This is a genomic window from Alteromonas confluentis (assembly GCF_001757105.1).
GTDB classification, from domain to species: domain Bacteria; phylum Pseudomonadota; class Gammaproteobacteria; order Enterobacterales; family Alteromonadaceae; genus Alteromonas; species Alteromonas confluentis.
Genome location: NZ_MDHN01000041.1, coordinates 178,771 through 204,181, shown reverse-complemented (window position 1 = coordinate 204,181; position 25,411 = coordinate 178,771). Strand labels below are relative to the sequence as shown.

The window sequence follows — 25,411 nt, the reverse complement described above, 5'->3', positions numbered from 1 at the left end:
TTAAAAAGGAGTTCCTTTTGAAACAGTTGGCAAGACAATTCGTAGCAACCCTGATGTTAGGAAGTGCACTGGTAAGTGCATCTGCAATGGCTGAGCAGAAAATCGGCGTAGTAGATGTGCAAGGTGTATTCCAGGCGATGCCGCAGGCCGCTGAGATCTCTAATAACATCCAGGTAGAATTTAAAGACCAGATCGATGAGGTGAATCAACTTCAGAAAGACGGCCAGTTTTATGCAGAGCGTCTTCAGCGCGATGCTGCTACAATGAGCGAATCAGAGAAGAAAGAACTGCAAGATAAAATCCTTGCCGTTCGTGAGCAACTGGCAGAAAAAGGTCAGCCGTTACAGCAAAACATTCAACGTCGTAGCAACGAAGAGCGTAACAAGCTGTTAGGTCTGATCAAGCAAGCGATTGATTCTGTTGCTGCTAAAGGTAAATACGACCTGGTTTTAAATGCTGGTGCAGTTGCTTATACCGCTGATGAGCATGATATCTCTGAGCAAGTGCTCGAGCAGGTAAAGAAAATTAAGTAATGCCTTCGCCGGTTAACGGCGGCTTACTTCACAGAGCAGTTAATCTGCCCGGCAAACAGACTAACGTCGAGAGATGTTGGTCTGATTTGTTTTTAGCGCATATAAGCGTATGGTTGCCGCCATTTAAAAATAAAATACGGCAATCGGTCTGCAGCAAGTGAAATGCAGACTTGTTTTGGCATTAGGAGAGCTTTTTTGGCCAACTCACTCAACACAATTGATATCCAGGAAATTCTGGATCTACTTCCACACCGTTACCCGTTTCTGCTGGTTGATCGCGTTACCGACTATGTCGAAGGCGAATCCATAAAGGCGTACAAGAACATCACCATGAATGAACCTTGCTTCACCGGTCATTTCCCGGGACGCCCGATTTTCCCTGGCGTGCTTATTCTGGAAGCAATGGCACAGGCAGCTGGCGTACTTGGTTTTAAAACCATGGGTAAATCCGATAAGCTATACTTGTATGCAGGTATTGATAGTGCACGGTTCAAACGTCCTGTGACACCCGGCGATCGTCTGGAATTCGATGTCAGCCTGATTAAAGAACGCAGAGGGATTTGGAAATTCAGAGGTACCGCAAGCGTCGACGGTGAAGAAGCTTGTAGTGCTGAATTCATGTGTGCAATAAGAGAGATGGTATAACGTGATTCATTCTACTGCCGTGATTTCCGACAAGGCTACCCTTGGGAAAAACGTCACGGTTGGACCATTTTGTTATGTGGGCGATGAAGTGGTAATCGGAGACGATTGCGTACTTGAGTCTCACGTTGTGATTAAGGGTCCGACAACCATTGGTAAACGTAACCGCTTTTTCCAGTTCTGTTCAATCGGTGAAGATTGTCAGGATAAGAAGTACGCGGGAGAGCGTACGTATCTGGAAATTGGTGACGACAACGTATTTCGCGAATCCAGCAGCGTTCACCGGGGTACCGTACAGGACAATGCAATAACACGTGTTGGCTCCCGCAATCTGCTTATGATCAATGCCCATGTAGCACACGATGTGGTGATGGGTGACGATTGTATCCTGGCGAATAATGTGTCGTTGGCTGGACACGTCCACATGGGTAACTTTGTCATCTTTGGTGGCGGCGCCGCTATTCACCAATTCGGTAAAGTGGGAAGTCATGCCTTCGTCGGAGCCGGTGCCATTCTGGTGAAAGACGTTCCTCCTTACGTTATGGTTAATGGCCAAAAGAACGTAACGGCAGGGATTAACTCTGAAGGCTTACGTCGTCGCGGATTTAGCTCAGAGCAAATCATGGCAGTGAAGCGTGCATATCGCACACTGTATCGCGATAACAATACCATTGAAGAAGCCATCGCTAAGTTAGCGGATGTTGCCGCGAAGGATGAAAATATCCAGGCATTGGTCACATTCCTGGAAAACGCGCATCGGGGCATACTACGCTAAATGCCCGCTTCAACGTTGCGAATCGGCATCGTGGCAGGTGAGCCATCTGGAGATGTGCTCGCCGCCGGTATGGTTGCTGAACTGAAAAAGCGATACCCCGATGCTATTATCGAAGGCATCGGCGGTGACAATATGAAAGCGGCGGGTTTTCACTCGTTGTTTGATATGGAAACCCTCTCCGTTATGGGGTTGGTTGAAGTATTGTCTCATTTACCTGCCATTCTGAAATTAAAAAAGCAATTACTTGCTCATTTCGAAGCTCACCCCCCTGATGTGTTTATTGGCGTTGATGCACCAGATTTTAATCTGCGTGTAGAAAAGGCGTTAAAAGCACGGGGTATTAAAACGGTGCACTATGTCAGTCCAACCGTGTGGGCTTGGCGAGAAAAACGCATACATAAAATAAAGGCGGCAACCAACCACGTGCTTGGCTTGTTTCCTTTTGAGAAGCAGGTTTACGACAAGTACCAGGTACCTTACACCTTTGTCGGCCACACGCTGGCTGATGCAGTTCCCCTTGATCCCGACCCGCAAGCAGCACGGGCTTCACTGGGGCTAGACGCGAAAGCGCCAGTGCTTGCCGTTTTACCCGGAAGCCGGGGTGGGGAATTAAAAGCGTTGTTACCCGTGTTTACTGAAACCATGCGTAAAATCAAAACCCTGGTTCCCGGTATTCGCTTTGTTTTACCCGCTGCGAATCAATATCGTCTCGATGGTATTCAGGCTTATCTACAGGAAAACTGCAAAGACTGGTTTAGCGATGGCGAGTTATTACTCACCAAAGGGAATGCCAGAGAAGCGATGATTGCCAGCGATACCATTTTATTGGCATCAGGCACGGCGACGCTGGAAGCTATGTTGTGCAAACGCCCCATGGTGACCTGTTATAAACTTGCGCCGCTCACTTACAAAATCATGCAGCGCCTGTACAAAGCGCCATTTTTTGCCTTACCGAATTTGCTTGCTGGCAAAGCACTGATCCCTGAACTGCTTCAAGATGATGTAAATCCAGATACGCTGTGTGAACACTTAGTACCTATGTTTTCTAAAGATAATTGCGCGCTCATTCAGCGCTTCACTGCGTTACACAAAAGCTTGAAACTGGATGCAGATAAAATGGCTGCGCAGGCCATTGCAGAGGTTATTAATGAATAAACTGATTGCTGGTGTTGATGAAGTAGGCCGAGGACCACTGGTTGGTGACGTGGTAACCGCAGCGGTGATTTTAGACCCTGCTAATCCCATCGAAGGACTCAACGACTCGAAAAAGCTGTCTGAAAAGAAGCGCACGGCGCTGGCTGAAGAAATTAAACAAAAAGCCCTGAGTTGGGCAATCGGCCGCGCTACGCCGCAGGAAATCGACCATCTCAACATCCTCCACGCAACTATGCTGGCGATGAAACGTGCCGTAGAAGGGCTGGCTTTACAGCCCGAATTTGTGCGTGTAGACGGTAACCGTCTGCCAGACTGGTCGTATGCAGCAGAGGCGATTGTTAAAGGCGACGGTTTGCATGCCGAGATTTCTGCAGCATCAATTTTGGCTAAGGTTGAGCGTGATAACGACATGATAGAGTTACATGCTCAATATCCCCAATATAATTTCGCCGGGCACAAAGGCTATCCCACTAAAGCACATTTTGAAGCTTTAGAAGCGTACGGTGTATTACCGTGTTATCGTATGTCCTTTAAGCCTGTTCAGGCGCGTTTGGCTGTCCAGAAATAAGAGAACAAAGCATGTCTACGCCGTTTATCCATCTTCGCGTTCACAGCGACTTTTCGATGATGGATGGGTTGAATAAAGTTAAGCCCATCCTTGCGCAGGTTGAAGCCTTCAACATGCCCGCGGTGGCGATCACCGACCAAATGAACATGTGTGGTCTGGTGAAGTACTATTCCGACGCCCACAATCGCGGTATCAAACCTATTATTGGCACTGATTTCTGGGTGCAAAGTGAAATGCTCGACGAGGAGCCTTTCCGTTTAACCTTATTGGCGATGAACAATGAGGGCTATAAAAATATCACCTTGCTGATCTCCAAAGCCTACCTGCGTGGTGAAGTTCATCACCGCGCTGTTATTGATCAGGCATGGCTGGCTGAACATGCAGAAGGCGTGATTATTCTGTCCGGTGCTATGCATGGCGATATTGGTATTGCACTCACTAAGAATAACCAGAAGATACTAGACGCCTCACTGGCCTTTTATCAGCAGCATTTTGCCGATCGTTTTTACCTGGAACTCATTCGTACTGGTCGCCCGGGAGAAGAAGACTATTTGCATAGAGCCGTAGACCTGGCTGAACAGACAGGTTTGCCGGTGGTCGCCACTAACGAAGTGTGTTTTATCGAAAAAGTGGGCTTCGAGGCCCATGAAATTCGTGTGGCCATTCACGATGGTTACACCCTCGACGATCCCCGCCGTCCGAAGCGTTACAGTGATCAACAGTATCTTCGTTCTGCCGAAGAAATGGTTGAGTTGTTCAGCGATATACCGGAAGCCATCGAAAATACGGTGGAGATTGCTAAACGCTGTAATGTTACCGTTCGCCTGGGCGAGTATTTCCTGCCGCAATTCCCAACCGGCGGCATGACCACAGAAGACTTTCTGGTGAAAGTGTCAGAAGAAGGTTTGGAAGAGCGACTTGAGTTTCTGTTTCCGGACGAAGCTGAGCGGGCAGAAAAGCGCCCTGAATACGATGAGCGTCTGGCCATCGAACTGGGCGTTATCAACCAAATGGGATTCCCCGGTTACTTCCTAATCGTAATGGAATTTATCCAGTGGAGTAAAGACAACGGTATTCCTGTTGGTCCTGGCCGGGGTTCCGGTGCCGGTTCACTGGTAGCCTACGCGCTCAAAATTACCGACTTGGATCCGCTGGAATTCGATTTGCTGTTCGAACGTTTTCTTAACCCGGAGCGGGTATCCATGCCCGACTTCGACGTTGACTTCTGTATGGATCGTCGCGACGAAGTTATCGATCACGTTGCAGAGCTCTATGGCCGTCAGGCGGTATCGCAGATCATTACCTTTGGTACCATGGCAGCAAAAGCCGTGGTGCGAGACGTGGGCCGCGTTCTTGGTCATCCCTACGGTTTTGTCGACCGTATTTCCAAGCTGATCCCGTCAGACCCTGGAATGACCCTGGGTAAAGCTTTCGAAGTGGAGCCGCGGTTACCAGAGCTATATAACGACGATGAGGAAGTGAAAGACCTCATCGACATGGCCCGTATTCTGGAAGGGGTTACCCGTAACGCCGGTAAACACGCCGGTGGTGTGGTTATTGCGCCTACCACTATCACCGACTTTGCGCCGCTTTACTGTGATGACGAAGGGAAAAATCCGGTCACCCAGTTCGATAAAAATGACGTCGAAACTGCCGGTCTGGTTAAGTTCGACTTCCTGGGTCTGCGTACCTTAACCATCATCCAGTGGGCGCTGGATATGATTAAGGAAGGGCGGGGCGAGGATGTAGACATTAGCGCCATTCCCCTTGAAGATAAAAAGAGTTTCCGCTCGCTACAAGCTGCAGAAACCACAGCGGTATTCCAGCTTGAATCCCGCGGAATGAAAGAGCTGATTAAGCGCCTGAAGCCAGACTGCTTCGAAGATATCATCGCACTGGTGGCCCTGTTCCGACCGGGGCCGCTGCAATCAGGCATGGTAGATAACTTTATCGACCGTAAACACGGTAGGGAAGAAATCTCGTTCCCGGATGCGGAATACCAGCATGAGTGCCTGAAAGAAATTCTTGAGCCCACCTACGGCATCATCCTGTATCAGGAACAGGTTATGCAGATTGCCCAGGAAATGTCCGGGTACAGCCTGGGTGGCGCTGACTTGCTTCGTCGTGCAATGGGTAAGAAAAAACCCGAAGAGATGGCGAAGCAGCGTTCAACCTTCGAAGATGGTGCCAGAGATAACAACATCGAAGGCGAACTGGCGATGAAAATTTTCGATCTGGTGGAAAAGTTCGCCGGATACGGGTTTAACAAATCGCACTCTGCGGCATATGCCTTGGTGTCATATCAAACGCTATGGCTGAAGGTGCATTATCCTGCTGAGTTCATGGCTGCAGTTATGTCGGCAGATATGGACAATACCGACAAAATCGTCACCCTGGTTGACGAAGTTGACCGCATGGGCCTGACCATGCTGCCACCCGATCTTAACGTGGGTAAATACAAATTCACCGTGGACGATCAGGGTCGTATTGTATACGGCATTGGCGCAATCAAAGGTGTGGGCGAAGGCCCCATCGAAGCGATTATTGAAGCCCGCGAGCAACACGGTAGTTTTACTGATTTGTTTGATTTCTGTGCTAAAGTGGACATCAAACGGGTTAACAAGCGCGTACTAGAAAAATTGGTGCTCGCCGGGGCGATGGATAACTTGGGTCCGCATCGAGCAGCCATCATGGCATCGTTGCCAGAAGCCATTGCCGCAGCCGGACAGCATGCAAAAGCCGAGTCGTTTGGACAGTCAGATATGTTCGGCTTGCTGACCACAGAACCAGACGACGTTAAACAAGCCTTTGCTGATGTGCCACAATGGCCGGAAAAGGTTTGGTTGGATGGCGAGAAAGATACCCTTGGGTTGTATCTCACTGGCCACCCGATTAACCAATACGCCGACGAGATTAAACATTACTCAGATGGCAGATTGGTTGATCTTAAACCTACCGGAAAAGACCAGATGTCTTCTGCGGTAGGATTAGTTTTGGGTGTGCGGGTGATGACCAATAAAAAAGGGCGTCGCTGGGCCATTGTTACCCTGGACGATAAAAGTGCAAGGATGGATGTACGTTTCTTCCCGGATATGTACGAAAAATATGAGAGTATTCTCGAAACTGACCGTATCCTGCTAATAAAGGGACAGGTCAGCTTTGATGATTTCTCTGGTGGCAATACAATCTCTGCCCGTGATGCAATGGACATTGTTCAGGCCAGAGAACAGAACGCAAGAGCACTGATGTTGGAATTAGACACAGTGCAAATTGATGAAAACCGAATTTCATCACTACAGGCAATTCTTCAGACGTACCGCGGCGGCAGTTGCCCGGTGCAGATGCGTGTGGTCCATCCGGATGCGGAGGCAGTACTGGCCTGCGGTGCACAATGGTACGTGACACCGGAAGATCAATTGTTACACGAATTAAAGCAGTGTCTGGGTGAGCAGTCAGTCGCCATGTGTTATCACTGACAGGCGTAAAAAGTAGTATAGATAGGACACAGAATGAGTATACAGTTTTTGGAATTTGAGCAGCCGATTGCTGAACTAGAAGCAAAAATCGAAGAGCTTCGGCTGGTTAATCAAGGTGGTGAATTCGATGTGGGCATCGAAGAAGAGATCACCAAATTACGCACGAAAAGTGCAGAGCAGACAAAAAAGATCTTCTCTGACTTAGGTGCATGGCAGATCTCTCAATTGGCCCGTCATCCAATGCGTCCTTATACGCTGGATTACGTGGGTCGCATTTTCACCGAATTTGATGAGTTGGCCGGTGACCGCGCTTATGCCGACGACAAAGCCATTGTTGGTGGTCTGGCAAAAATTGATGATCAGCCGATTATGCTGATTGGTCATCAGAAAGGTCGCGACACTCATGAAAAAATCAAACGTAACTTCGGAATGCCGAAGCCGGAAGGTTACCGCAAAGCCCTGCGTCTGATGAAGATGGCCGAGCGTTTTAATCTGCCAATCGTTACATTAATCGACACGCCGGGAGCCTATCCGGGTGTGGGAGCGGAAGAGCGAGGCCAAAGTGAAGCGATTGCGCGCAATCTTTTCGAAATGGCGCAGCTTCGTGTACCCATCATCTGTACTGTTATCGGTGAAGGTGGTTCCGGTGGCGCACTGGCAATTGGTGTGGGCGACCGCGTGAATATGCTCCAGTACTCTACCTATTCGGTTATTTCACCAGAAGGCTGTGCGTCTATTCTGTGGAAGAGTGCAGAGAAAGCTCCTCTGGCTGCTGAAGCAATGGGCGTGAGTGCGCCGCAAATTAAAGAGCTTGGTTTGATTAACAGTATTGTTGAGGAACCGCTTGGTGGTGCTCATCGCGATCACGACAGTATGGCGGCAAATTTGAAAGCCACCATCAAACAGCAGTTAAGTCAGCTTAAATCGTTAGACGTTGAAAATCTGATGGAAGAGCGTTACCAAAGACTGATGTCTTTCGGTTACTGCTAAACCCGCAGTACAATCTGGGACAACAGCTATGTCTTTAAAGGTCGATGCAACATCATTGATGTTGCAGATCACCGAATCGCTTCAACGGCTGTTGTCCTCGCTTACATCACCGCCTACCACACTCATTGTTGGGTTCAGCGGTGGTGTAGATTCTTCCTTTCTTCTCCATGCGCTAGCTTGTTCCTCCCTCGGTTCATCTACATCATTACCTCCTCTGCATGCCGTATATATTCACCATGGTTTAAGTGATCAGGCCGACCAATGGCAACTGCATTGCCAGGAATTCTGTGAACAGCGAAATATTCGCTTCTCAGCGGTGAAAGTGCAGGTGCCTGATTTACCCCGTACCAGCCTTGAGGCCACAGCACGTGATGCCCGGTATGATGCACTTCTGGATATCTGTAAACGTGAGCAGGGGGCGCTGGTGTTGGGTCAGCATCAGGATGATCAAGTGGAAACCTTATTGCTAGCACTTAAGCGGGGGAGCGGACCTGCCGGACTTGCTGCGATGCCTGCGGTGTCGACAAAGTGTGATGTGGCTTTACTTCGGCCTATGCTGAATGTATCAAGGTCAAGCCTGGAAGAGGCAGCAAAGGCACTTTCGCTTGAATGGGTAGAAGACGATTCAAATACCGATCTTCGGTTTGATCGCAATTATCTTCGCCAAACCATATTGCCAATGATAACAGCGCGGTGGGAGCAGTTTGGCGGCAGTGTCAGCAAATCCGCCGAGTTACTTCAAGAGCAGAATGCGCTGCTCGATGAAGTGACAAAAGAACGTTTTTTATCTTCAAGGAACGCTGACAACACCTTGTCAGTGGCGCGTATTCAAGCTTTGTCTTTACCCTGGCAGCGTGCTGTTATTCGGTATTGGATTCGGCTTCACCGCAAACCAATGCCAAGTCGAATTCAACTCGAGGAAATACTGCAAACGATGGGGGCCAGGGTTGATGCAAATCCCGTGGTTTCTATGAGTGGATACGATATTCGGCGTTATAATCAGAGCTTGTTTCTTACCGAGTCACTCAGTCGTCCTGAACCGCAAAAAGTGACACCCGGTACCATTATCCAGTTACCGTGGTGGCCAATTGCCTTCGAAATTGAAGGCCAGGGTGATTTTTCTGTGGTAGCGGCACATGAAATAAAACGACTTCAGGTACTGAATAACCCGTTAGCAAAAACGCCTGGGAAGTGGTTCAAAGAGTGGAAGGTGCCACCCTGGCTACGAAATCAGGTGCCGGTGATCATCGACAAAGAACACCCGGTGGCAGTAATTCTCACCGACAAAATCATTTATTTATCGGCAGCTCAGAAAGCGCAGTACATTATTCGCCTGGTGGATACCGCGCTGCCAGAATGAAAACCAGAGGCAATAATTTGCCTCTTAATGGGTTTAATGGCTGACAAGCTATGCCGCTAGATAGGCGTTTTTACCTGCGCCTTTTACCTGATAAAGTGCTTTATCTGCTCTGTCTATAAGGTCAGAAATACTGTCTTCATGGCGGAAAACTGCACCGCCGATGCTACAGGAAATACCGTGATCACGCAGGAAGGTATTGTTAGCAATCTTCAAACTAATACGATCGGCGATGCGTTTAAGCGATGTTTTCTTTGAGCAATCCAGCAGACAACAAAACTCGTCGCCGCCAATACGAAACGCTTCATCCTCTGCACGCAATACCGCGGCGATTTCAGTTGCCACTGTAAGCAACACTTTGTCACCTTCCTGATGACCAAAGCTGTCGTTCACATGCTTGAAGTTGTCCAGATCCAGTATCAACAGCCCGAAGGTTTCACTGTGGCGAAGGGCGCGACTGGTGAGCCTGTCACAGGATTCATCAAAGGCATTGCGGTTACCCAGTTTCGTTAACGCATCTTTTGTCGCCATTTTTTTCAGGCGATCAAACTCCAGTGCGTTGCTGAACTGATGACTGAATAACACGTGCAGTTCACCCAGGCATTGTCGCTCTTCACGGCTTGGTTCTGATGCGAACACATAGTGAACATAAGGTGCCGGGCCTTGAGCCGAGCGATTGCTAAGCGGCAGCGATAGGGTAGTGCCCGGTAGATTTTTAACCGGTGCCCGGCCATACGTCAGGTGACGGGCGGCTTCGCTCAGGTTAAGATGAACCAGTGCAACATGTTGTCTTAGCTGATGAAAGTACAAAGACGCCAGGGCAGAAATGTCGATGGTAGATAAAATTCGACCAAGGAACGCGTTCTTCTGTTCTGCACTTAGTCGCGGTCCTGTCGACGCCAAAGGATAAAAGCTGTCTGGTAAAGCGTGCTCAAAAGCGGATGTTGAAAATTCCAAAACCGTGCTCCTCAGGAACCATGCGTTATACTTACCAGCGGCAACATGAAAGTCATCATGCTAGTCAAAAAGTTGCCGCCTCATCGTTGATGCAGAGGATTCTGCAAGCGCTGTGCCATCGCTAAAATTGACTTGTCGGTAGATTGAGCGATTTGGCCTGAAATGTATTTGCCAGCAAAAACCAAGGAGTCGTTGTGGTAGAGAGTGGATTCGGACAAATTGTTTTCCTGATGGCCCTTGCTGTTATCAGCGTCGCGGTTTTTCGCAAGCTGCATTTACCCCCCATTCTCGCCTACCTGTTTGCTGGTTTACTCGCGGGCCCGGAGGTACTCAAGTTATTTCTGCATCCTGAAGACATGCATCTACTGGCAGAAATCGGCATTGTATTTTTATTGTTCTCCCTTGGTCTTGAATTTTCTTTGCCGAAATTGATGTCTATGCGTAGCCTGGTGTTCGGTGTGGGGCTAGGGCAAATGGTCTTTACCACAGGGACATTCTCGGTGATCGCCCATTTCTTTGGTTTTGAATGGGGGCCCGCAGTCATTGTCGGTGGCATGCTGGCATTAAGCTCAACGGCCATTGTGATCAAACAACTTACCGAAGCCGGTGCCCTTAATCATCGGCGTACTGAAATGGCGATCAGTATTCTGCTGTTTCAGGATTTGGCAGTAGTGCCATTTTTGATTGTTATTCCACTGATGGCATCGCAACAGGATGTCAGCCTGGCCAGCGCATTGATCATGGCGCTCGTGAAGGGCGTGGTGGTTGTTATTATGCTACTGTCGGCAGGGAAGTGGATTTTACCCTGGATATTTCGAGAAGTCGCCAAAACCCGCACTGATGAGCTGTTCGTTCTCACCACCATTTTAGTGGCCATTCTTGCTGGCGGCCTGACCTATGTATTTGGCTTGTCCATGGCGCTGGGGGCATTTCTTGCGGGTATGATGCTCGGTGAGAGCCAGTACAAGTATCAGTTAGAAGCCGACATTCGTCCGTTCCGCGATATTCTCATGGGACTGTTTTTTGTCACCGTGGGCATGCAGTTAAAGCTCGATGTGCTGTTTTCCGATGGCTTATTCATCTTCACCGGGGTATTGGTGTTAATGGTGCTTAAAGTATTAGTGCTCCAGTTGGTCGCCAAAATGCTCAAGCGGGATTCGGTTGATTCCTGGGCTACCGGCATCAAGTTGTGTCAGATTGGCGAATTTAGTTTTGTCATTGCGGCACTGGCTACCACTGAAGGGGTGATTGATGCGCGCACCTCATCGATCATCATCAGTATGGGGGTTATCAGCATGGCGCTCACTCCCATGCTGGTGGATCGCAGCGTTGCATGGGCACAACGGCTTTCGCCTAAACAAATGCGCCATGTTGAGCCCGAAAGCACCATTCCTGAAGCCTCTGAATACAACAATCACATCATCATTGCTGGATTTGGCCGGGTGGGGCAGTCTGTGGCCCGACTGCTAAAACTGGAGGGAATCGCATTTATTACCATCGATGCCGACCCCGTGCGGGTTTACGAGAGTCGTAATGCTGGCGAACCGATTTTATTTGGCGATGCCAGCCAGAAAGATATTCTGGAAAATGCGGGAGCGGCACGAGCCAGCCTAATCCTCGTCACGTTTGACGAACCCGAAAAGGCAAAGCAGGTTATCAATGCTGCTCGGCAGATAGCCGGTGAAATCAACCTGATGGTGAGGACAAAAAGGGACTATCAGCTAGACGCCTTGTATAAAGCGGGCGCGAGTCAGGTAGTACCGGAGATTCAGGAGGGCAGCCTGATGTTAATCTCACAAGTGTTACACTATGCAGGCGTGCCGATGTCGAGAATACTTCGACGTGTGCGTGAGGAGCGTCAGGGGCGCTATGATCACCTCCATGGTTTTTATCCTGGTGAAACCACTGAAATAAGCTATGGCACAGAAGATAAACTCGAGTTTGTGCATGCGGTTGTATTGAATAACAACGCGGCCTGTCTTGGACGACAATTGAGTGATATTGATTTTCAGCGCATGCGGGTGCGTTTGCAGGGATTACGCCGGGACGGCCAGGAAATTAACGCGCCCAATCCGGGCGATGTGCTGCAAGCAGGTGATGTGTTAGTTATTGCGGGTAAACCGCGACGGGTAGAAAGAGCCGAACGACGTTTGCTTGAAGGGGCGTAAATTTACCCCTATGCTGCTACGGGAAAGTCATTGCCGTTTATACGTAAAAGCCTCTTGGCCTAACAAACGGCTTTTCGGAGCGTGCTCGATTACGCGACTCTGTCTTTTTCCAGATCTTTGAACTGTCTTTTGAGATCGTAGTTTTCGTCAGTCACGATTTTTTCCAGCACTTCAATGCGCTCACGTAGCGCAGCCATTTCAGCCTGCATGGCTTCATCAACTTTGGAATTCTTCTTTGATTTACTTTTATCCTTTGCAGCATTTACGACAGAAACCAGTGCCCAGGCACAGATAGCAACAATGACAACGGCGGTTGTATTCATTTTGTTCCCTCAACAAAGTAAAATTAAAGTGTAACGCCCTAACGGCGATTTGTCGTTAACGATTGGCGATATAATCGTCACAAACTGTGTCATTGTTTTATGTGTCCACAAATTTGCCAACGATACAGTGTGCAGCGCCTTGGTTTTGCGCTTGCTCTTAATCTTAATTTTATAGAAGCAAGTCCGTTGCCAATGTGGAATACTATTAATTATCAGTTGGTTAGGTTTTTCTTGTTTTGTGAAAAACCAACAAAATGTGAAAGTTAAATAAAATTTGGTCAAATTAGCTAATGAGTGAAGTTGTCAGTCAGCCTGATGAATACTGGATGCGGGAAGCGCTTAAGCGGGCTGATCGTGCTGAAGCGGTAAATGAAATCCCCGTGGGTGCCATTGTTGTCGCGAATGGAGAAATTATTGGCGAGGGTTGGAATACGCCTATTTCCGACCACGATCCCTCCGCGCATGCAGAAATGCAGGCTGTGCGAATGGCGGCAAAGCAGGTTGAAAATTATCGGGTGATAGACGCTACCCTCTATGTCACGCTTGAACCTTGTGCAATGTGCGCGGGCATGTTAGTTCACGCTCGAATTGCCAGAGTGGTGTTTGGTGCGTTCGATCTTAAAACCGGTTCGGCAGGCTCAGTGATGCAGTTGCTTCAGCATCCGCAGTTAAATCATCAATGCGAGATAACGTCTGGTGTGTTAGCGGATGAGTGCGGCGAAAAACTGTCTGCCTTCTTTCGCCGTCGCCGGGCTGAGATTAAAGCCGCAAAGGCGGAGGCGAAAAGGCTTTCAGAGCAGGCCGAGCGACCTGGGGGAGATATTAGCGAGGGCGAATGCCCGTAGGATTAATTATTGCTTTCAGGTTTACCGAACATTTCCTCAGTATTGAAATGACGGCGGCGTTGTAATACCCGTTGATGGGCACGTTTTAACATTAATTTTCTTCTGTTCGTATTTTTCAAAACAATTTTTCTCTTTTTTGCTTTTAGTCTTCTCATTCACCCTCCTATTTTTATCACAGTCAGGGCGCTGATGTAACAGGCACAGTGCTTACCTGTCACTAAATTCATCATTACAGCGGCAATAACGCGTAGGGCAGTCACCAATACGCTGTAAGTATGCATTTAGTTTTACCGGACAAAGATGAAAACTTTATTACAATTTTCATTTGTCAGTAGGTGATTCCTAAATAAAACCAGGAATCGTTATTGTGCCTCCAGCGCAACCAGGGCGCGTTGATAATCATGAACATTCGACACAAACTTTATTGTGTTAGTTCCGTTAACATAGCCAGCATTAAGATGCCGATAAATGTCGGGATCTTCAAGTGCCGGATAGCGCATCTGGACATCAATCCAGCTATTTTCATTGCCACCCTGTTTCCGGGTAAGCCTACGAGCGTCCAGCAAGTGGGGAATGCCCGAATAAAAAGCGGCTAATGCCATCGATAGCCTTTCCTCAGGGGGAATAATATTCGGTATCGATACCATAATCGTAGCGAAACGTTGCGCATCTGCGAGGTTATTGGTCTTATCCTGCCAGCGGTTTAACTGGAAAGTCAGTGCTGCTAATAACGTGCGTAACGTTTGCTCAGAAATTTGACTGGAGACGCTTCCGGCAACTGAATCGAAGTGAGCGTACAGTTCATCTTTGGCTTCGATTGCTTGATTGACTATCGCCGCAATATCAGGCTCGGTCAAAGGTGGTTTGGCAATCATATAGCGGGCGTGAAGTTCGTCAAATATGCCATGCTGGTGGGAGTCGTTGAAATAATCAAATACCGCTGCCTGTAAGGAGTCGTTCTGAGTGGCATTTAACTGCCAGGCGGTTTCAAGATAGTGGGGACCCTGTTTATTGTGTTTGGTGGCAAAAGTCTGATAAGCGCCGCCCGGTACAATGAAATCAATGTGGTTATTATTGAGGGCCTTTTCCATATCCACGGTGTCGAAATAAGGAATTAGCACCAGTTCTACATTCAGGTACTCGGCAAATCCGGCAACTAACTCGTAATCAAATCCTTGCTTTCCCTGTGGTCCGATTTCATACCGCGCGGGCGCGTATTGAATGCCCACTTTTAACTGGTCCCGGTTTTCGATATCACTGCGAATATCGGGCAGGGAAGGGGGAATGCACCCGCTCAGACCCGTTAGTACAAAGACTGCGACGAGCAGTTTCTTTACCGGCGAGGCGCTGGGCAGTAAACCGGAAGGCTTTGTGTACAGCACGTATTTATCTTAACCTTTGGTAGAATTTTGAAAAAAAATTAAACTTGTCTGGAATGTTAGGTTATCAAAAGGCCGGAATTCCTCTATAATCCGCGCCGAAATCCTCGTCCATCCAAGAGATAGCGTTTTGAGCTGTCAGACGTTATTTCCAAACAATCAGGTAAAGCGATATGTTGGTCCTTAGAGGCGCACCCGCCCTGTCTGAATTCAGACAAACTAAACTTATTGAAAGGCTGGGTCAATCCGGTATCACCGTGAATGGCATTTATGCAGAGTTTGTTCATCTGGTGAACACAACGCAAGCACTGACCGACGACGCTCGTCAGGTCTTAGATAAACTCCTCACTTATGGTCCGAAAGCGCAGACCAAAGCACCGACTGGCGAATGTTTCTTCGTTACGCCGCGTCCGGGCACCATCTCTCCCTGGTCTTCCAAAGCCACTAACATCGCGCAGAACTGTGGCCTTACCGCCATCGACCGCATCGAACGTGGTTGTGCTTACTATGTAGACGTAACCGGTGAATTATCGGATGCCGATAAAGCGCTGGTGGCGGCAGAACTGCACGACCGTATGACTGAGTCGGTATTTGCTGCGCCAGAAAATGCGGCGGTGCTGTTCGAGCAGGCGCAGGGACAGAGCTTTACTTCGGTGGACGTATTAGGAAGCGGTAAGCAGGCACTGGTTGATGCGAATATCAGTCTGGGTTTGGCTCTCGCCGACGATGAGATTGATTACCTGTTTGACAGTTTCACCCGTTTAGGTCGTAACCCTAACGATGTTGAGCTGTACATGTTCGCGCAGGCTAACTCTGAGCACTGCCGACACAAGATTTTTAACGCCAGCTGGACTATTGATGGCGTAGAGCAGGACAAATCCCTGTTCAAAATGATCAAAAACACCTTCGAAACCCACCCTGAATTTGTTCACTCTGCGTATAAAGATAACGCGGCTGTGATGGAAGGCTGGCAGGCGGGTCGTTTCTTCCCGAACCCGCAGTCGCATCAGTACGAATATCATCATGAAGATATCGACATTCTGATGAAGGTGGAAACCCACAACCACCCAACGGCCATTTCGCCGTTCCCGGGTGCCGCTACCGGTTCCGGTGGTGAAATTCGTGACGAAGGTGCAACAGGCCGTGGTTCGAAGCCTAAAGCCGGTCTGGTGGGCTTTACGGTTTCTAACCTGCGTATTCCGGGTGCTGAGCAACCGTGGGAAGCTAACTACGGTAAACCACAGCGTATCGTCAGTGCGCTGGATATCATGATCGAAGGCCCGCTGGGTGGCGCGGCGTTTAACAACGAATTCGGTCGTCCAAACCTGTTGGGTTATTTCCGTACCTACGAGCAGGAAGTATCTAGTTTTAACGGCGTTGAAGTACGCGGTTACCACAAGCCAATCATGCTGGCGGGTGGTTTGGGGAACATCCGTAAATCCCACATCGAAAAAGGCGAAATCACCGTTGGTGCGAAACTGATCGTGTTGGGTGGCCCGGCAATGAATATCGGTCTTGGTGGCGGCGCGGCGTCTTCTATGGCGTCTGGTCAGTCTAACGAAGATCTGGATTTTGCTTCTGTACAGCGTGACAACCCTGAAATGGAGCGTCGCTGTCAGGAAGTTATCGATGCCTGCTGGCAGTTAGGCGACAACAACCCGATTCAGTTTATCCACGATGTGGGCGCGGGCGGTCTGTCTAACGCATTGCCTGAACTGGTTAACGACGGTGGTCGTGGCGGTAAATTCGAACTGCGTGACGTGCTGGCCGACGAAGCGGGTATGACGCCATTGGAACTGTGGTGTAACGAATCGCAGGAACGTTATGTGCTGTCCGTTGCCCCTGAGAACCTGGAAAAATTTGCGGCTATCTGTGCCCGTGAGCGCGCGCCATTTGCGGTAGTGGGTGAAGCCACGGAAGAACAGCACCTGTCATTGCACGATGCTGACTTCGATAACCAGCCTATCGATATGCCACTGGATGTACTGTTAGGTAAGCCGCCTAAGATGCACCGTGATGTGAAATCAGAAACGGTTGCGCCAGAAGCGCTGAAGCGTGAAGAGATCACGCTCGCTGATGCGGCTCAACGCATGCTGCGCCTGCCAACGGTCGCTGAGAAAACTTTCCTTATTACCATTGGTGACCGCTCGGTAACCGGTCTGGTTTCTCGTGACCAGATGGTTGGCCCGTGGCAGGTGCCGGTGGCTGACGTTGCTGTTACCGCCAGTGCGTTCGACACCTATCACGGTGAAGCCATGTCTATGGGTGAACGTACGCCTGTAGCCTTGTTGTCTCACGGCGCCTCTGCCCGTCTGGCAGTGGGTGAAGCCCTGACCAACATTGCGGCATCGAACATTGGTGATATCAAGCGCATTAAGCTGTCTGCAAACTGGATGGCTGCTGCCGGTCACCCGGGCGAAGATGCGGGTCTTTATGAAGCCGTAAAAGCGGTAGGTGAAGAGTTGTGTCCAGCGCTGGGTTTGACGATTCCGGTGGGTAAAGACTCCATGTCGATGAAAACCGCTTGGCAGGAAGAAGATGGTACGGGGAAATCTGTAACGTCTCCACTGTCACTGGTGATCACGGCATTCGGTGCAGTAAAAGACATTCGTAAAACACTGACACCGCAATTGCGTACCGATAAAGGCGCAACCCGCCTGATGCTGATTGACTTAGGCGCGGGTCAGAACCGTCTGGGTGCAAGCTGTCTGGCGCAGGTGTATCAGCAACTGGCTGACAAACCGGCTGATGTTGATAACGCAGAAACACTGCTTGGCTTCTACAACGCTGTACAGGCGATGGTAGAAAAAGAACTGGTCATCGCGTACCACGATCGTTCAGACGGTGGTCTGTTTACAACCGTGGCTGAAATGGCCTTTGCCGGTAAGACCGGTGTGACTGTTTCTCTTGATGGTCTGGCTGACGATGATTTAGCAGTACTGTTTAACGAAGAATTAGGTGCGGTTATTCAGGTAGCAGAAAGCGACGTTGAAGCGGTGACAGCGATTGCTGAAGCTCACGGTCTGGGCGCGCTGTTACACGATATTGGTACGCTGAATGCGACAGACATGATTGAGTTCAACCGTGGTGACGTCGCTGTACTGACTGACACTCGCGTGAACCTGCGTACCATGTGGGCCGAAACCACGCACAATATGCAAAGCCTGCGTGATAATCCGAAATGTGCTGACGAAGAGCATGCTGCCAAGCAGGATGCGGCAGATCCGGGTTTGAGCGCGAAGCTGAGCTATGATGTTACTGAAGACGTTGCTGCGCCTTATATTGCTAAGGGTGTTAAGCCTGAAGTAGCGATTCTGCGTGAGCAGGGCGTTAACTCTCATCTGGAAATGGCAGCGGCATTCACCCGCGCTGGCTTTACCGCTATCGACGTGCACATGAGTGACATATTGAGCGGCCGTGTGTCACTGGATAACTTTAAAGGTTTGGCTGCCTGTGGTGGTTTCTCTTACGGTGACGTACTGGGTGCCGGTGAAGGTTGGGCGAAGTCGATTCTGTTCAATGCTCAGGCCCGTGACCAATTTGCAGCTTTCTTTAACCGCAATGATACGTTCAGCTTGGGTGTATGTAACGGTTGTCAGATGCTGTCTAACCTGAAATCCTTGATCCCTGGCACAGAAAACTGGCCACACTTTGTGACTAACGTGTCTGAGCGCTTTGAAGCCCGTGTTGCTATGGTAGAAGTAACGGAGTCAAACTCTGTGCTGCTGCAGGGCATGAAAGGCTCGATGATGCCTATTGCGGTATCTCACGGTGAAGGACAGGCAGAGTTTGCCTCTGCTGACGCACTGAGTGCGGTTCAGAGCGCGAATCAGGTAGCCCTGCGTTACGTGAACAACTACGGTCAGATAGCAGATACGTATCCTGCGAACCCGAACGGTTCACCAGCGGGTATCACGGGTCTGACATCTGCTGATGGTCGTGCAACGATTATGATGCCTCACCCGGAACGTGTATTCCGTACTGTAGCCAACTCCTGGCGCCCAGACGACTGGCAAGAAGACGGTGCGTGGATGCGCATCTTCCGCAACGCCCGCGTCTTCGTCGGCTAGGTTGAGGTTGTAATACCGCTTCTCGCACGAAGAGGGGCTGCGTTTTAAAAACACGCCGAGAAACCATCCCTGGTGGCTCGGTTGCGGCGTCCCTGCCGCAAACGGTTTTTAAAACGCAGTCCCTCTTTTTTTGTGCGAGCGCTGGTTAGTCAAACTGTTCAGCACTTTAGTCGCTTCCGCATTGCGCGGCACGACCGGGGTTCAGAAACACGCATACACCCATCCATGGGGCTCGGCTGCGGCATCCCTGCCGCAGACGGTTTCTGAACCCCGGCCGCGCTCGCTGTTTGCGGAAGCTCACATCTCCAGCCTTCTCTGGCTCTCAATTTAAGCTCGGTTGCGGCGTCCCTGCCGCAAACGTTTTTTAAAACGCAGCGCCTCTTTTATTGTGCGAGCGCTGGTTAGTCAACCTGTTCCGATTTCGCTGACGAACGGAATCCGTTCTGCGAAATCTTAGATCTCCATCCTTTTCAGGTTTCAAGTTCTGCCGCAGACGGTTTCTGAACCCCAGCCGCGCTCGCTGTTTGCGGAAGCTCACATCTCCAGCCTTCCCTGGCTATCAATTCAAGCTCGGTTGCGGCGTCCCTGCCGCAAACGGTTTTTAAAACGCAGCCCCTCTTTTTTTGTGCGAGCGCTGGCTAGTCAAACTGTTCCTGTTCCGCTGACGATTTCTGAACCCCGGGCGCACTCGCTGTTTGCGGGAGCTGGCATCTACAGCCTTTTCAGTTTCAAACTCGCCCGCAATCACGGTATGCGGATGTTGTCATCTTTTAGCTTTTTCACGTCGACAAACCATACCCGTCACACACGACTTTCGAAAACCAGGACGGGTGTTTACATAAAAATGTATTATTTTTACGCGTTATTGAAACTTAACGAGAAAAGCGTTGTCAGCTTAAGGAGTGCCAAAAAACAGTGATCAAAGCGTCAAAATTTTGAATCGATCGCTTGTGATCTGTAAATCTCTGTTTTACATTAGTGTGCGTCAGGAAGACGAATACAAAACAGCATCGGATGCAAAATATTGGTTAGGATCGTTAACGATCCGTAGTTAACGCAGATAATAAGAGACGAATATGTATCGTTCTGGTAAAGGTTTTGGTTTAACCGGTGTCGCTGTAGCAGTATTGTTTATGATTCTGACCGCAGTATTCAGTTCTTCCGCAAAATCTACAGAATTAACTGTCGCTGAGCAAAGCTCACAAGACATCTAATAAGTGCATTTGGCTTAGTTGTAAAGTGCAGATTAATCAACACATCTGCAAGGCAGGCGGGTAAAGTCATGTCTGCTGAAAAATCATCATCGCACTGTCTACCGGCCACAAACATCATTCTTTTTTAGTACGCTATTCATACGCCGGGATCTCAAGCATAGACCACTTTTCATTTTTTTCTATTTTTTTCGCGATTAATTAACTTTTGCTGAGGATGCTTCTTAAGCAGAACATAGGTTGCGCCAAAACCACCGTGCATTGGCTGGGCGGTATGCCAGGCGATTACCCAATCTAATTCCCGAAGCCAATGATTCACATAGCTCTTTTTTAACGCGGGAATGGGCTGACTGTTTTCACCTTTTCCATGTTGAATAAGCAGTGCGCGTGAGCCGCGTTCATGGGCTTTTTTTAGCTTCTGATAGAGTAGGTCGCGACATTCTTTCAAAGTGAGGTTTTTTAGTGAAACACGCTGTTCGATATCGTATTTCCCTAATCGCAGATTCTTGAACACGCCATCCTGAATACCGGGCTGTTGATAAGCAATAAAATCATCAGGTTTAATCGGCTTCACATTCTCCATACTCAGTGGGTTGAAGATTTCTGGGTTCTCTTGAGCCAGAGCTGCTCGTCGCGCTTTCTTTGCCAGGCTGTCTTGACTGTCGTGATTAAACACTTTGTCATCAGAGGTGATGGGTTTTACATCGCCCATTTCTTCCATAAAGGAACGCAGATCGTCATCTTCAAAGTGATGGTCCATAGTTCACCTCCTAATCAACTCTTCTTACTTATACGTGAAAACGGCGTCGTTGTTCACTCACAGCATTGTGCCCGCATTTTAGCGGCAACTGCAATATGTGGGATTATCGACTGCCGGTTTACTGAGCATCTCTTACCGGAATGTCATTAAAAAAGCCGTGAACAGACTCGCTTCACGGCTTTGATTTTTTGGTTTAACGTGGACTTATCCTGTCTTTAGCGATGTCACATTAGAGGCAGAATCATGTGGGTTCAGATGTCGGTCAAAACTATCGACGTTTACTACCTGCAAACGGAGTTTATCGGCATTCCTGATTTTACCGGCTTCATCTTCGGTGATGATGCCGTCTTCAAGTAGCTTATCGCACAACTGAAACAGTGAGCCTTTGTCTTTTACTGAGCCATTTTTACGGGCCTTCCTCAGTTTTCGGTCGAGCGGTTCGAGGGCAAGTATTGCATCGTACGCCTGTTGTAATACGGCGATGGGATCGCTGGCATTGTCGGTATAAACTTGCGGCGTGAGGCGGGTACGGAGTTCGCTGTTCTCACACAGCGAGTCGCTTATTGCCAGCGTGAGCTTATCGGCTGGTGGTGCATAACTACGGCCAAACGGAAACACAATGCGTCGCAGTAGCCAACCGGTAACCGGATTCGAAATATGACGGGTAAATCCGTACATAGCGTCTTCGCATTGTTTGAGTGCGCGGGCTACGAGATAGTCTACATAAACCTGTTCATCTCTACGGTAGCCTCGCTTGTGGTGATGATACAGCACGGCTGAAGTGAGATAGAGCTGACTGAGTACATCACCTAATCGGGCTGACAACAGCTCACGACGTTTGAGTTCACCGCCTAAAACCAACATAGCAATGTCGCTGTAAAGGGCCAATGCCTTACTCATCCGTTCTAGTTGACGGTAGTGCTTTTTATTGGCTGTTTCTGGCGCACTAATCAACCGCCCGCCAGTGAGGCCATGGAAAAATGAAAACAAACCATTACCCACAGCAAATTTCACATGTTCACCAAGTAATGTTTCGAAGTCAGACAGTGCCTGTTCCTGGTCGGGATTGGCGGCAGCAATCAATTCATCGAAGACATATGGGTGACAGCGCGTAGCCCCCTGACCGAAGATCATCAGGTTTCGGGTAAGAATATTGGCACCTTCCACGGTAATGGAAACCGGCATGGTCATGTAAAGTGATGCGAGATAATTATTCGGCCCCATTTGAATGCCTTTACCACCATGAATGTCCATGGCGATATTGATGCTGCTTCGGGCGGCTTCGGTCATGTGGTATTTTGCAATTGCTGTTACCACCGAGGGTTTGTTGCCCTGGTCAATGGCCATGGCGGTCATCTGCCGCACGGCTTCGGTCATATAGGCATTGGCACCTAATGTCGCCAGGCCCTCAGCCACACCTTCAAACTTGTACAATGGGCTATTGAATTGCTGGCGCACCATGGCATAAATCGCTGTGGTACGAGCGCTGAGTTGGCAGTTACCGGTTGAAAGTGCTGGCAACGATATGCCTCGCCCGGCGGATAAGCACTCAATCAGCATTTTCCAGCCTTTACCTGCGTAATCTGGCCCACCAATGATCCAGTCTACCGGGATGAACACATCCTTGCCTCGTGTGGTACCGTTCATAAATGCCTGTTCCAAAGGCAAATGACGATCGCCGGTTTCAACACCCGGGTGCGACGTAGGGATCAGCGCACAGGTAATGCCGATGTTCGCTTTGTCGCCCAATAGCTTATCTGGGTCGGAAAGTTTGAACGCCAGGCCCAGAACTGTGGCCACGGGAGCTAAAGTAATATAGCGCTTGTCCCAGTTGAGTCGAATTCCTAAGGTTTCCTTGCCTTCGTGCTCACCCATGCAAATCACACCAGTATCGGGGATAGCGCCGGCATCTGAACCGGCTTCAGGGGCAGTAAGGGCAAAGCAGGGGATATCTTCGCCACTGGCTAAACGGGGAAGCCAGTAGTTTTTCTGCTCTTCGGTGCCGTAGTGGCTTAACAACTCACCGGGGCCAAGCGAATTGGGCACCATCACGGTAACACCTGCACTCAGCGAGCGGCTGGAAATTTGCGAAACAATGGTTGAGTTAGCGAAGGCTGAGAACTCTTTACCACCATAAGCTTTCGGAATGATCAGCGAGAAAAAACCATGTCGGCGCATGTAATCCCAGGCTTCAGGCGAGAAGTCTTTTCGTTCATGAATGGCGTCGAAATCGTCAATCAGACTCATCAATTTAGGCACATGAACGTCAATAAACGCTTGTTCCTCATCCGACAATTCCGGTTTAGGAAAGGCCTGGAGTTTTTCCCAGTCTGGACGACCCTGAAACAAATCTGCCTCCCACCAGGTACTGCCAGCTTCCATGGCTTCGCGTTCAGTTTGGCTCAGCGGCGGAAGAATGCGTTTAAACAGTTCGAAAATAGGGCCGGTGACCACAGAGCGACGAATATTGCGAACGCTAAACACGATGCCGACAGCAATGAGTGCGATGATAAAGAACCACATGAGTTATCCTGAATTGAATAAATTGTTAATAACCTACAATTTAAACGAGCGTTTTAATTTCGGCAATGTTGGAGGCAGAGAATTTTTGCGATGAGTCGAAATTTAATATCAGGAGTTATGATTTGGGTAAGGGGATCTAAAGAGGGGTAATTGGCGTCCCCGGCAGGAATCGAACCTGCAACTAAACCTTAGGAGGGTCTCGTTATATCCATTTAACTACAGGGACCAGAACCGCTTTTGTCTTCAATATCAAGCGTTCGCGCCAGTATAGTAAAATTTCATGGTGCTGTCAGCCAGCAAGGCTGACTCGCAGATTTACTGAGACCGGCACAGGTTAGTCTGCTTTACCGTTTAGTCACAAAGTCATTGGGCTGGATATTGCCAATGATGCCATTGTCTACCGGCACCACGGTGGCACTGTCTACAGAGGCGCTGACGACTTTCACTTTTGTAGGATAAAGGTTGTACTGCAAGAAGTGCATGCCCTGAGGGTCTATGACTTCATTGGTTTTATAAAGCGTCAGCTCATCACCGGGTTGGATTCCATGAGCACGTCCAATCGATACCTGAAGTTGGTCACTGTTAACCGCCAAAACACGGCCTGTGGCGGGTTGGCACGTCAGTTCGTGCTCGACGTCTTCAACGATGTTACTGAAAAGACGGTTAATGGCTTGGCCGTATTCACTCTGCCAGAACCGGGAGCTGCTGACATCAATTTGCTCAAAGCGATCAAACTCCCATAAAGCCTCGGTGCTGTAATTTTTCTGCATGAGCGTGGCACCATTCATGCCGTCAACCAATGCCAGATCCAGCGAAAACTGACGCAGTGCATCATCGTTCTGCCAAAATGCCAAGGAGGAATGTTGGGGGCGTACAATACTTAAATCTGTAATCGTGGCTGCCAACACATATTGTGCCCGACTTTGTCGTGCCAGCGAGGGTGCCTGAGCGAGTACGCTGGAGCGACGCCAGCGCACCGTATTAGGAACGATTTGCTGCAGTGAGGTATTATCAGAGTTGGCGACAAACTGCTGCTGAAGAGAGCGGGGAGCTTGTTCAGACAGCGCATGGATTTGCCCGTCTCCAGCTTGCTGCCGATGTTCAATGGGAAACCAGGTGGTGACTAACGTTTTTTTAAAGCCGGCTGCGTTACAGGTTACCGCCTTAGGAAAGATATCAGCTCGAATCGTTACCGTAACGTAGTCGCTATGCCATTTCTCATCAATCAGCTCTAAGTTATTCACCTCACCGCTGGCATTGATTTGAAGTCGATCTTCCTGCAATAAACCGTTAGTCAGCATTTGTACGCTTTGTACCGATGCGCCGGCAAACATCAATGCCTGTCGAATGGCCTCTTCGGTGGCTTTTTCTTTAGCTGCAATGCGGTTGCCTTGTTGAATCAATGCCTGTCCTCTTGCTTCGTACCAGGCGGCAGAACTTTGCCACGACAGCACGGCCAGGGTGCCCGTCAGTGCCACAGTGTTAACAAAGCGGAACAGTAATTGATTCATATTGGCATTACCTTTACAAACACCTGATGGGTGCGAACAGTTAACTGCAAACCAATTGTCTGCGTTATTATGATCTCTTAGCAAAACTCAGCAAAAAACGTTCCTGAAATACTGTCTGAAATCTGACGCTCACTAATAAGGCACAGTTATTGCCTGCCTATCCAACAT

19 protein-coding genes and 1 tRNA gene are annotated in these 25,411 nt (G+C 49.2%); 12 read left to right on the top strand and 8 right to left on the bottom strand.

Features of this window, described 5'->3' with window-relative positions:
• The first annotated feature begins 17 nt into the window (after nt 1–17).
• The 8 genes from BFC18_RS18875 to tilS all read left to right on the top strand — a co-directional run bounded on the left by BFC18_RS18875 (nt 18) and on the right by tilS (nt 9,499).
• Nucleotides 18–533, top strand: a complete 516-nt coding sequence (locus BFC18_RS18875; RefSeq protein WP_083273186.1) for an OmpH family outer membrane protein — start codon at nt 18–20, stop codon at nt 531–533.
• A gap of 195 nt (nt 534–728) precedes the next feature.
• Nucleotides 729–1,178 carry a 3-hydroxyacyl-ACP dehydratase FabZ gene (fabZ, locus tag BFC18_RS18870; RefSeq protein WP_070127112.1) on the top strand — a complete coding sequence of 150 codons (450 nt, stop codon included), beginning with the start codon at nt 729–731 and terminating at the stop codon, nt 1,176–1,178.
• Between the two features lies 1 nt (nt 1,179).
• Entirely contained in the window at nt 1,180–1,950 is a 771-nt protein-coding gene (lpxA, locus tag BFC18_RS18865) for an acyl-ACP--UDP-N-acetylglucosamine O-acyltransferase (RefSeq protein ID WP_070127111.1), read from the top strand.
• Entirely contained in the window at nt 1,951–3,105 is a 1,155-nt protein-coding gene (gene lpxB / locus BFC18_RS18860) for a lipid-A-disaccharide synthase (protein ID WP_070127110.1), read from the top strand.
• On the top strand, nt 3,098–3,673 hold the full coding sequence (gene rnhB, locus BFC18_RS18855) for a ribonuclease HII (RefSeq protein ID WP_070127108.1): 576 nt from the start codon (nt 3,098–3,100) through the stop codon (nt 3,671–3,673). The genes lpxB and rnhB overlap by 8 nt, the downstream gene beginning before the upstream one ends.
• A gap of 11 nt (nt 3,674–3,684) precedes the next feature.
• Nucleotides 3,685–7,149, top strand: coding sequence for a DNA polymerase III subunit alpha (gene dnaE / locus BFC18_RS18850; RefSeq protein WP_083273185.1), 3,465 nt, complete (start codon nt 3,685–3,687; stop codon nt 7,147–7,149).
• Between the two features lie 33 nt (nt 7,150–7,182).
• Nucleotides 7,183–8,139 (top strand): acetyl-CoA carboxylase carboxyl transferase subunit alpha, encoded by a 957-nt coding sequence (accA, locus tag BFC18_RS18845; RefSeq protein ID WP_070127105.1) that lies wholly within the window; start codon nt 7,183–7,185, stop codon nt 8,137–8,139.
• 28 nt (nt 8,140–8,167) lie between these two features.
• Nucleotides 8,168–9,499: a tRNA lysidine(34) synthetase TilS gene (tilS, locus tag BFC18_RS18840; RefSeq protein WP_070127103.1), complete on the top strand. Its 1,332-nt coding sequence runs from the start codon at nt 8,168–8,170 to the stop codon at nt 9,497–9,499.
• A 48-nt stretch (nt 9,500–9,547) separates the two neighbouring features.
• Here the strand turns inward: tilS and BFC18_RS18835 are convergent, their stop codons facing one another.
• The gene (locus tag BFC18_RS18835) at nt 9,548–10,453 is read right to left on the bottom strand and encodes a GGDEF domain-containing protein (RefSeq protein WP_070127101.1); all 906 of its coding nucleotides are present in this window, start codon (nt 10,451–10,453) and stop codon (nt 9,548–9,550) included.
• 230 nt (nt 10,454–10,683) lie between these two features.
• Between BFC18_RS18835 and BFC18_RS18830 the strand changes: the two genes are divergently transcribed.
• Nucleotides 10,684–12,621 (top strand): monovalent cation:proton antiporter family protein, encoded by a 1,938-nt coding sequence (locus tag BFC18_RS18830; protein ID WP_070127543.1) that lies wholly within the window; start codon nt 10,684–10,686, stop codon nt 12,619–12,621.
• An 89-nt stretch (nt 12,622–12,710) separates the two neighbouring features.
• Here the strand turns inward: BFC18_RS18830 and BFC18_RS18825 are convergent, their stop codons facing one another.
• Nucleotides 12,711–12,944: a hypothetical protein gene (locus BFC18_RS18825; protein ID WP_070127099.1), complete on the bottom strand. Its 234-nt coding sequence runs from the start codon at nt 12,942–12,944 to the stop codon at nt 12,711–12,713.
• A gap of 290 nt (nt 12,945–13,234) precedes the next feature.
• Here BFC18_RS18825 and tadA point away from each other — a divergent pair, with 290 nt between their 5' ends.
• Nucleotides 13,235–13,789: a tRNA adenosine(34) deaminase TadA gene (gene tadA, locus BFC18_RS18820; RefSeq protein ID WP_070127097.1), complete on the top strand. Its 555-nt coding sequence runs from the start codon at nt 13,235–13,237 to the stop codon at nt 13,787–13,789.
• 2 nt (nt 13,790–13,791) lie between these two features.
• On the opposite strand, the gene BFC18_RS21775 is transcribed toward tadA, so the two are convergent.
• A complete protein-coding gene (locus BFC18_RS21775) occupies nt 13,792–13,944 on the bottom strand; it encodes a hypothetical protein (protein ID WP_170826629.1) in 153 nt (50 codons plus the stop codon).
• A 207-nt stretch (nt 13,945–14,151) separates the two neighbouring features.
• Nucleotides 14,152–15,171: a membrane-bound lytic murein transglycosylase MltF gene (locus BFC18_RS18815; RefSeq protein WP_070127096.1), complete on the bottom strand. Its 1,020-nt coding sequence runs from the start codon at nt 15,169–15,171 to the stop codon at nt 14,152–14,154.
• Nucleotides 15,172–15,341: 170 nt separating this feature from the next.
• On the opposite strand from BFC18_RS18815, the gene purL reads away from it, so the two are divergent.
• Both purL and BFC18_RS21770 read left to right on the top strand, forming a co-directional pair.
• Nucleotides 15,342–19,238, top strand: a complete 3,897-nt coding sequence (gene purL, locus BFC18_RS18810; protein ID WP_070127095.1) for a phosphoribosylformylglycinamidine synthase — start codon at nt 15,342–15,344, stop codon at nt 19,236–19,238.
• A 1,076-nt stretch (nt 19,239–20,314) separates the two neighbouring features.
• On the top strand, nt 20,315–20,452 hold the full coding sequence (locus BFC18_RS21770; protein WP_170826628.1) for a hypothetical protein: 138 nt from the start codon (nt 20,315–20,317) through the stop codon (nt 20,450–20,452).
• Between the two features lie 169 nt (nt 20,453–20,621).
• Here the strand turns inward: BFC18_RS21770 and smrA are convergent, their stop codons facing one another.
• The 4 genes from smrA to BFC18_RS18790 form a co-directional block, all read right to left on the bottom strand.
• A complete protein-coding gene (smrA, locus tag BFC18_RS18805; RefSeq protein ID WP_070127093.1) occupies nt 20,622–21,209 on the bottom strand; it encodes a DNA endonuclease SmrA in 588 nt (195 codons plus the stop codon).
• Nucleotides 21,210–21,413: 204 nt separating this feature from the next.
• Complete coding sequence (locus tag BFC18_RS18800) at nt 21,414–23,732, bottom strand: acyl-CoA dehydrogenase (RefSeq protein WP_070127092.1); 2,319 nt, start codon at nt 23,730–23,732, stop codon at nt 21,414–21,416.
• Between the two features lie 151 nt (nt 23,733–23,883).
• A tRNA-Arg gene (locus tag BFC18_RS18795) sits at nt 23,884–23,958 on the bottom strand.
• Nucleotides 23,959–24,076: 118 nt separating this feature from the next.
• Nucleotides 24,077–25,243, bottom strand: a complete 1,167-nt coding sequence (locus BFC18_RS18790) for a flagellar assembly protein T N-terminal domain-containing protein (protein ID WP_083273184.1) — start codon at nt 25,241–25,243, stop codon at nt 24,077–24,079.
• Nucleotides 25,244–25,411 lie beyond the last annotated feature (168 nt).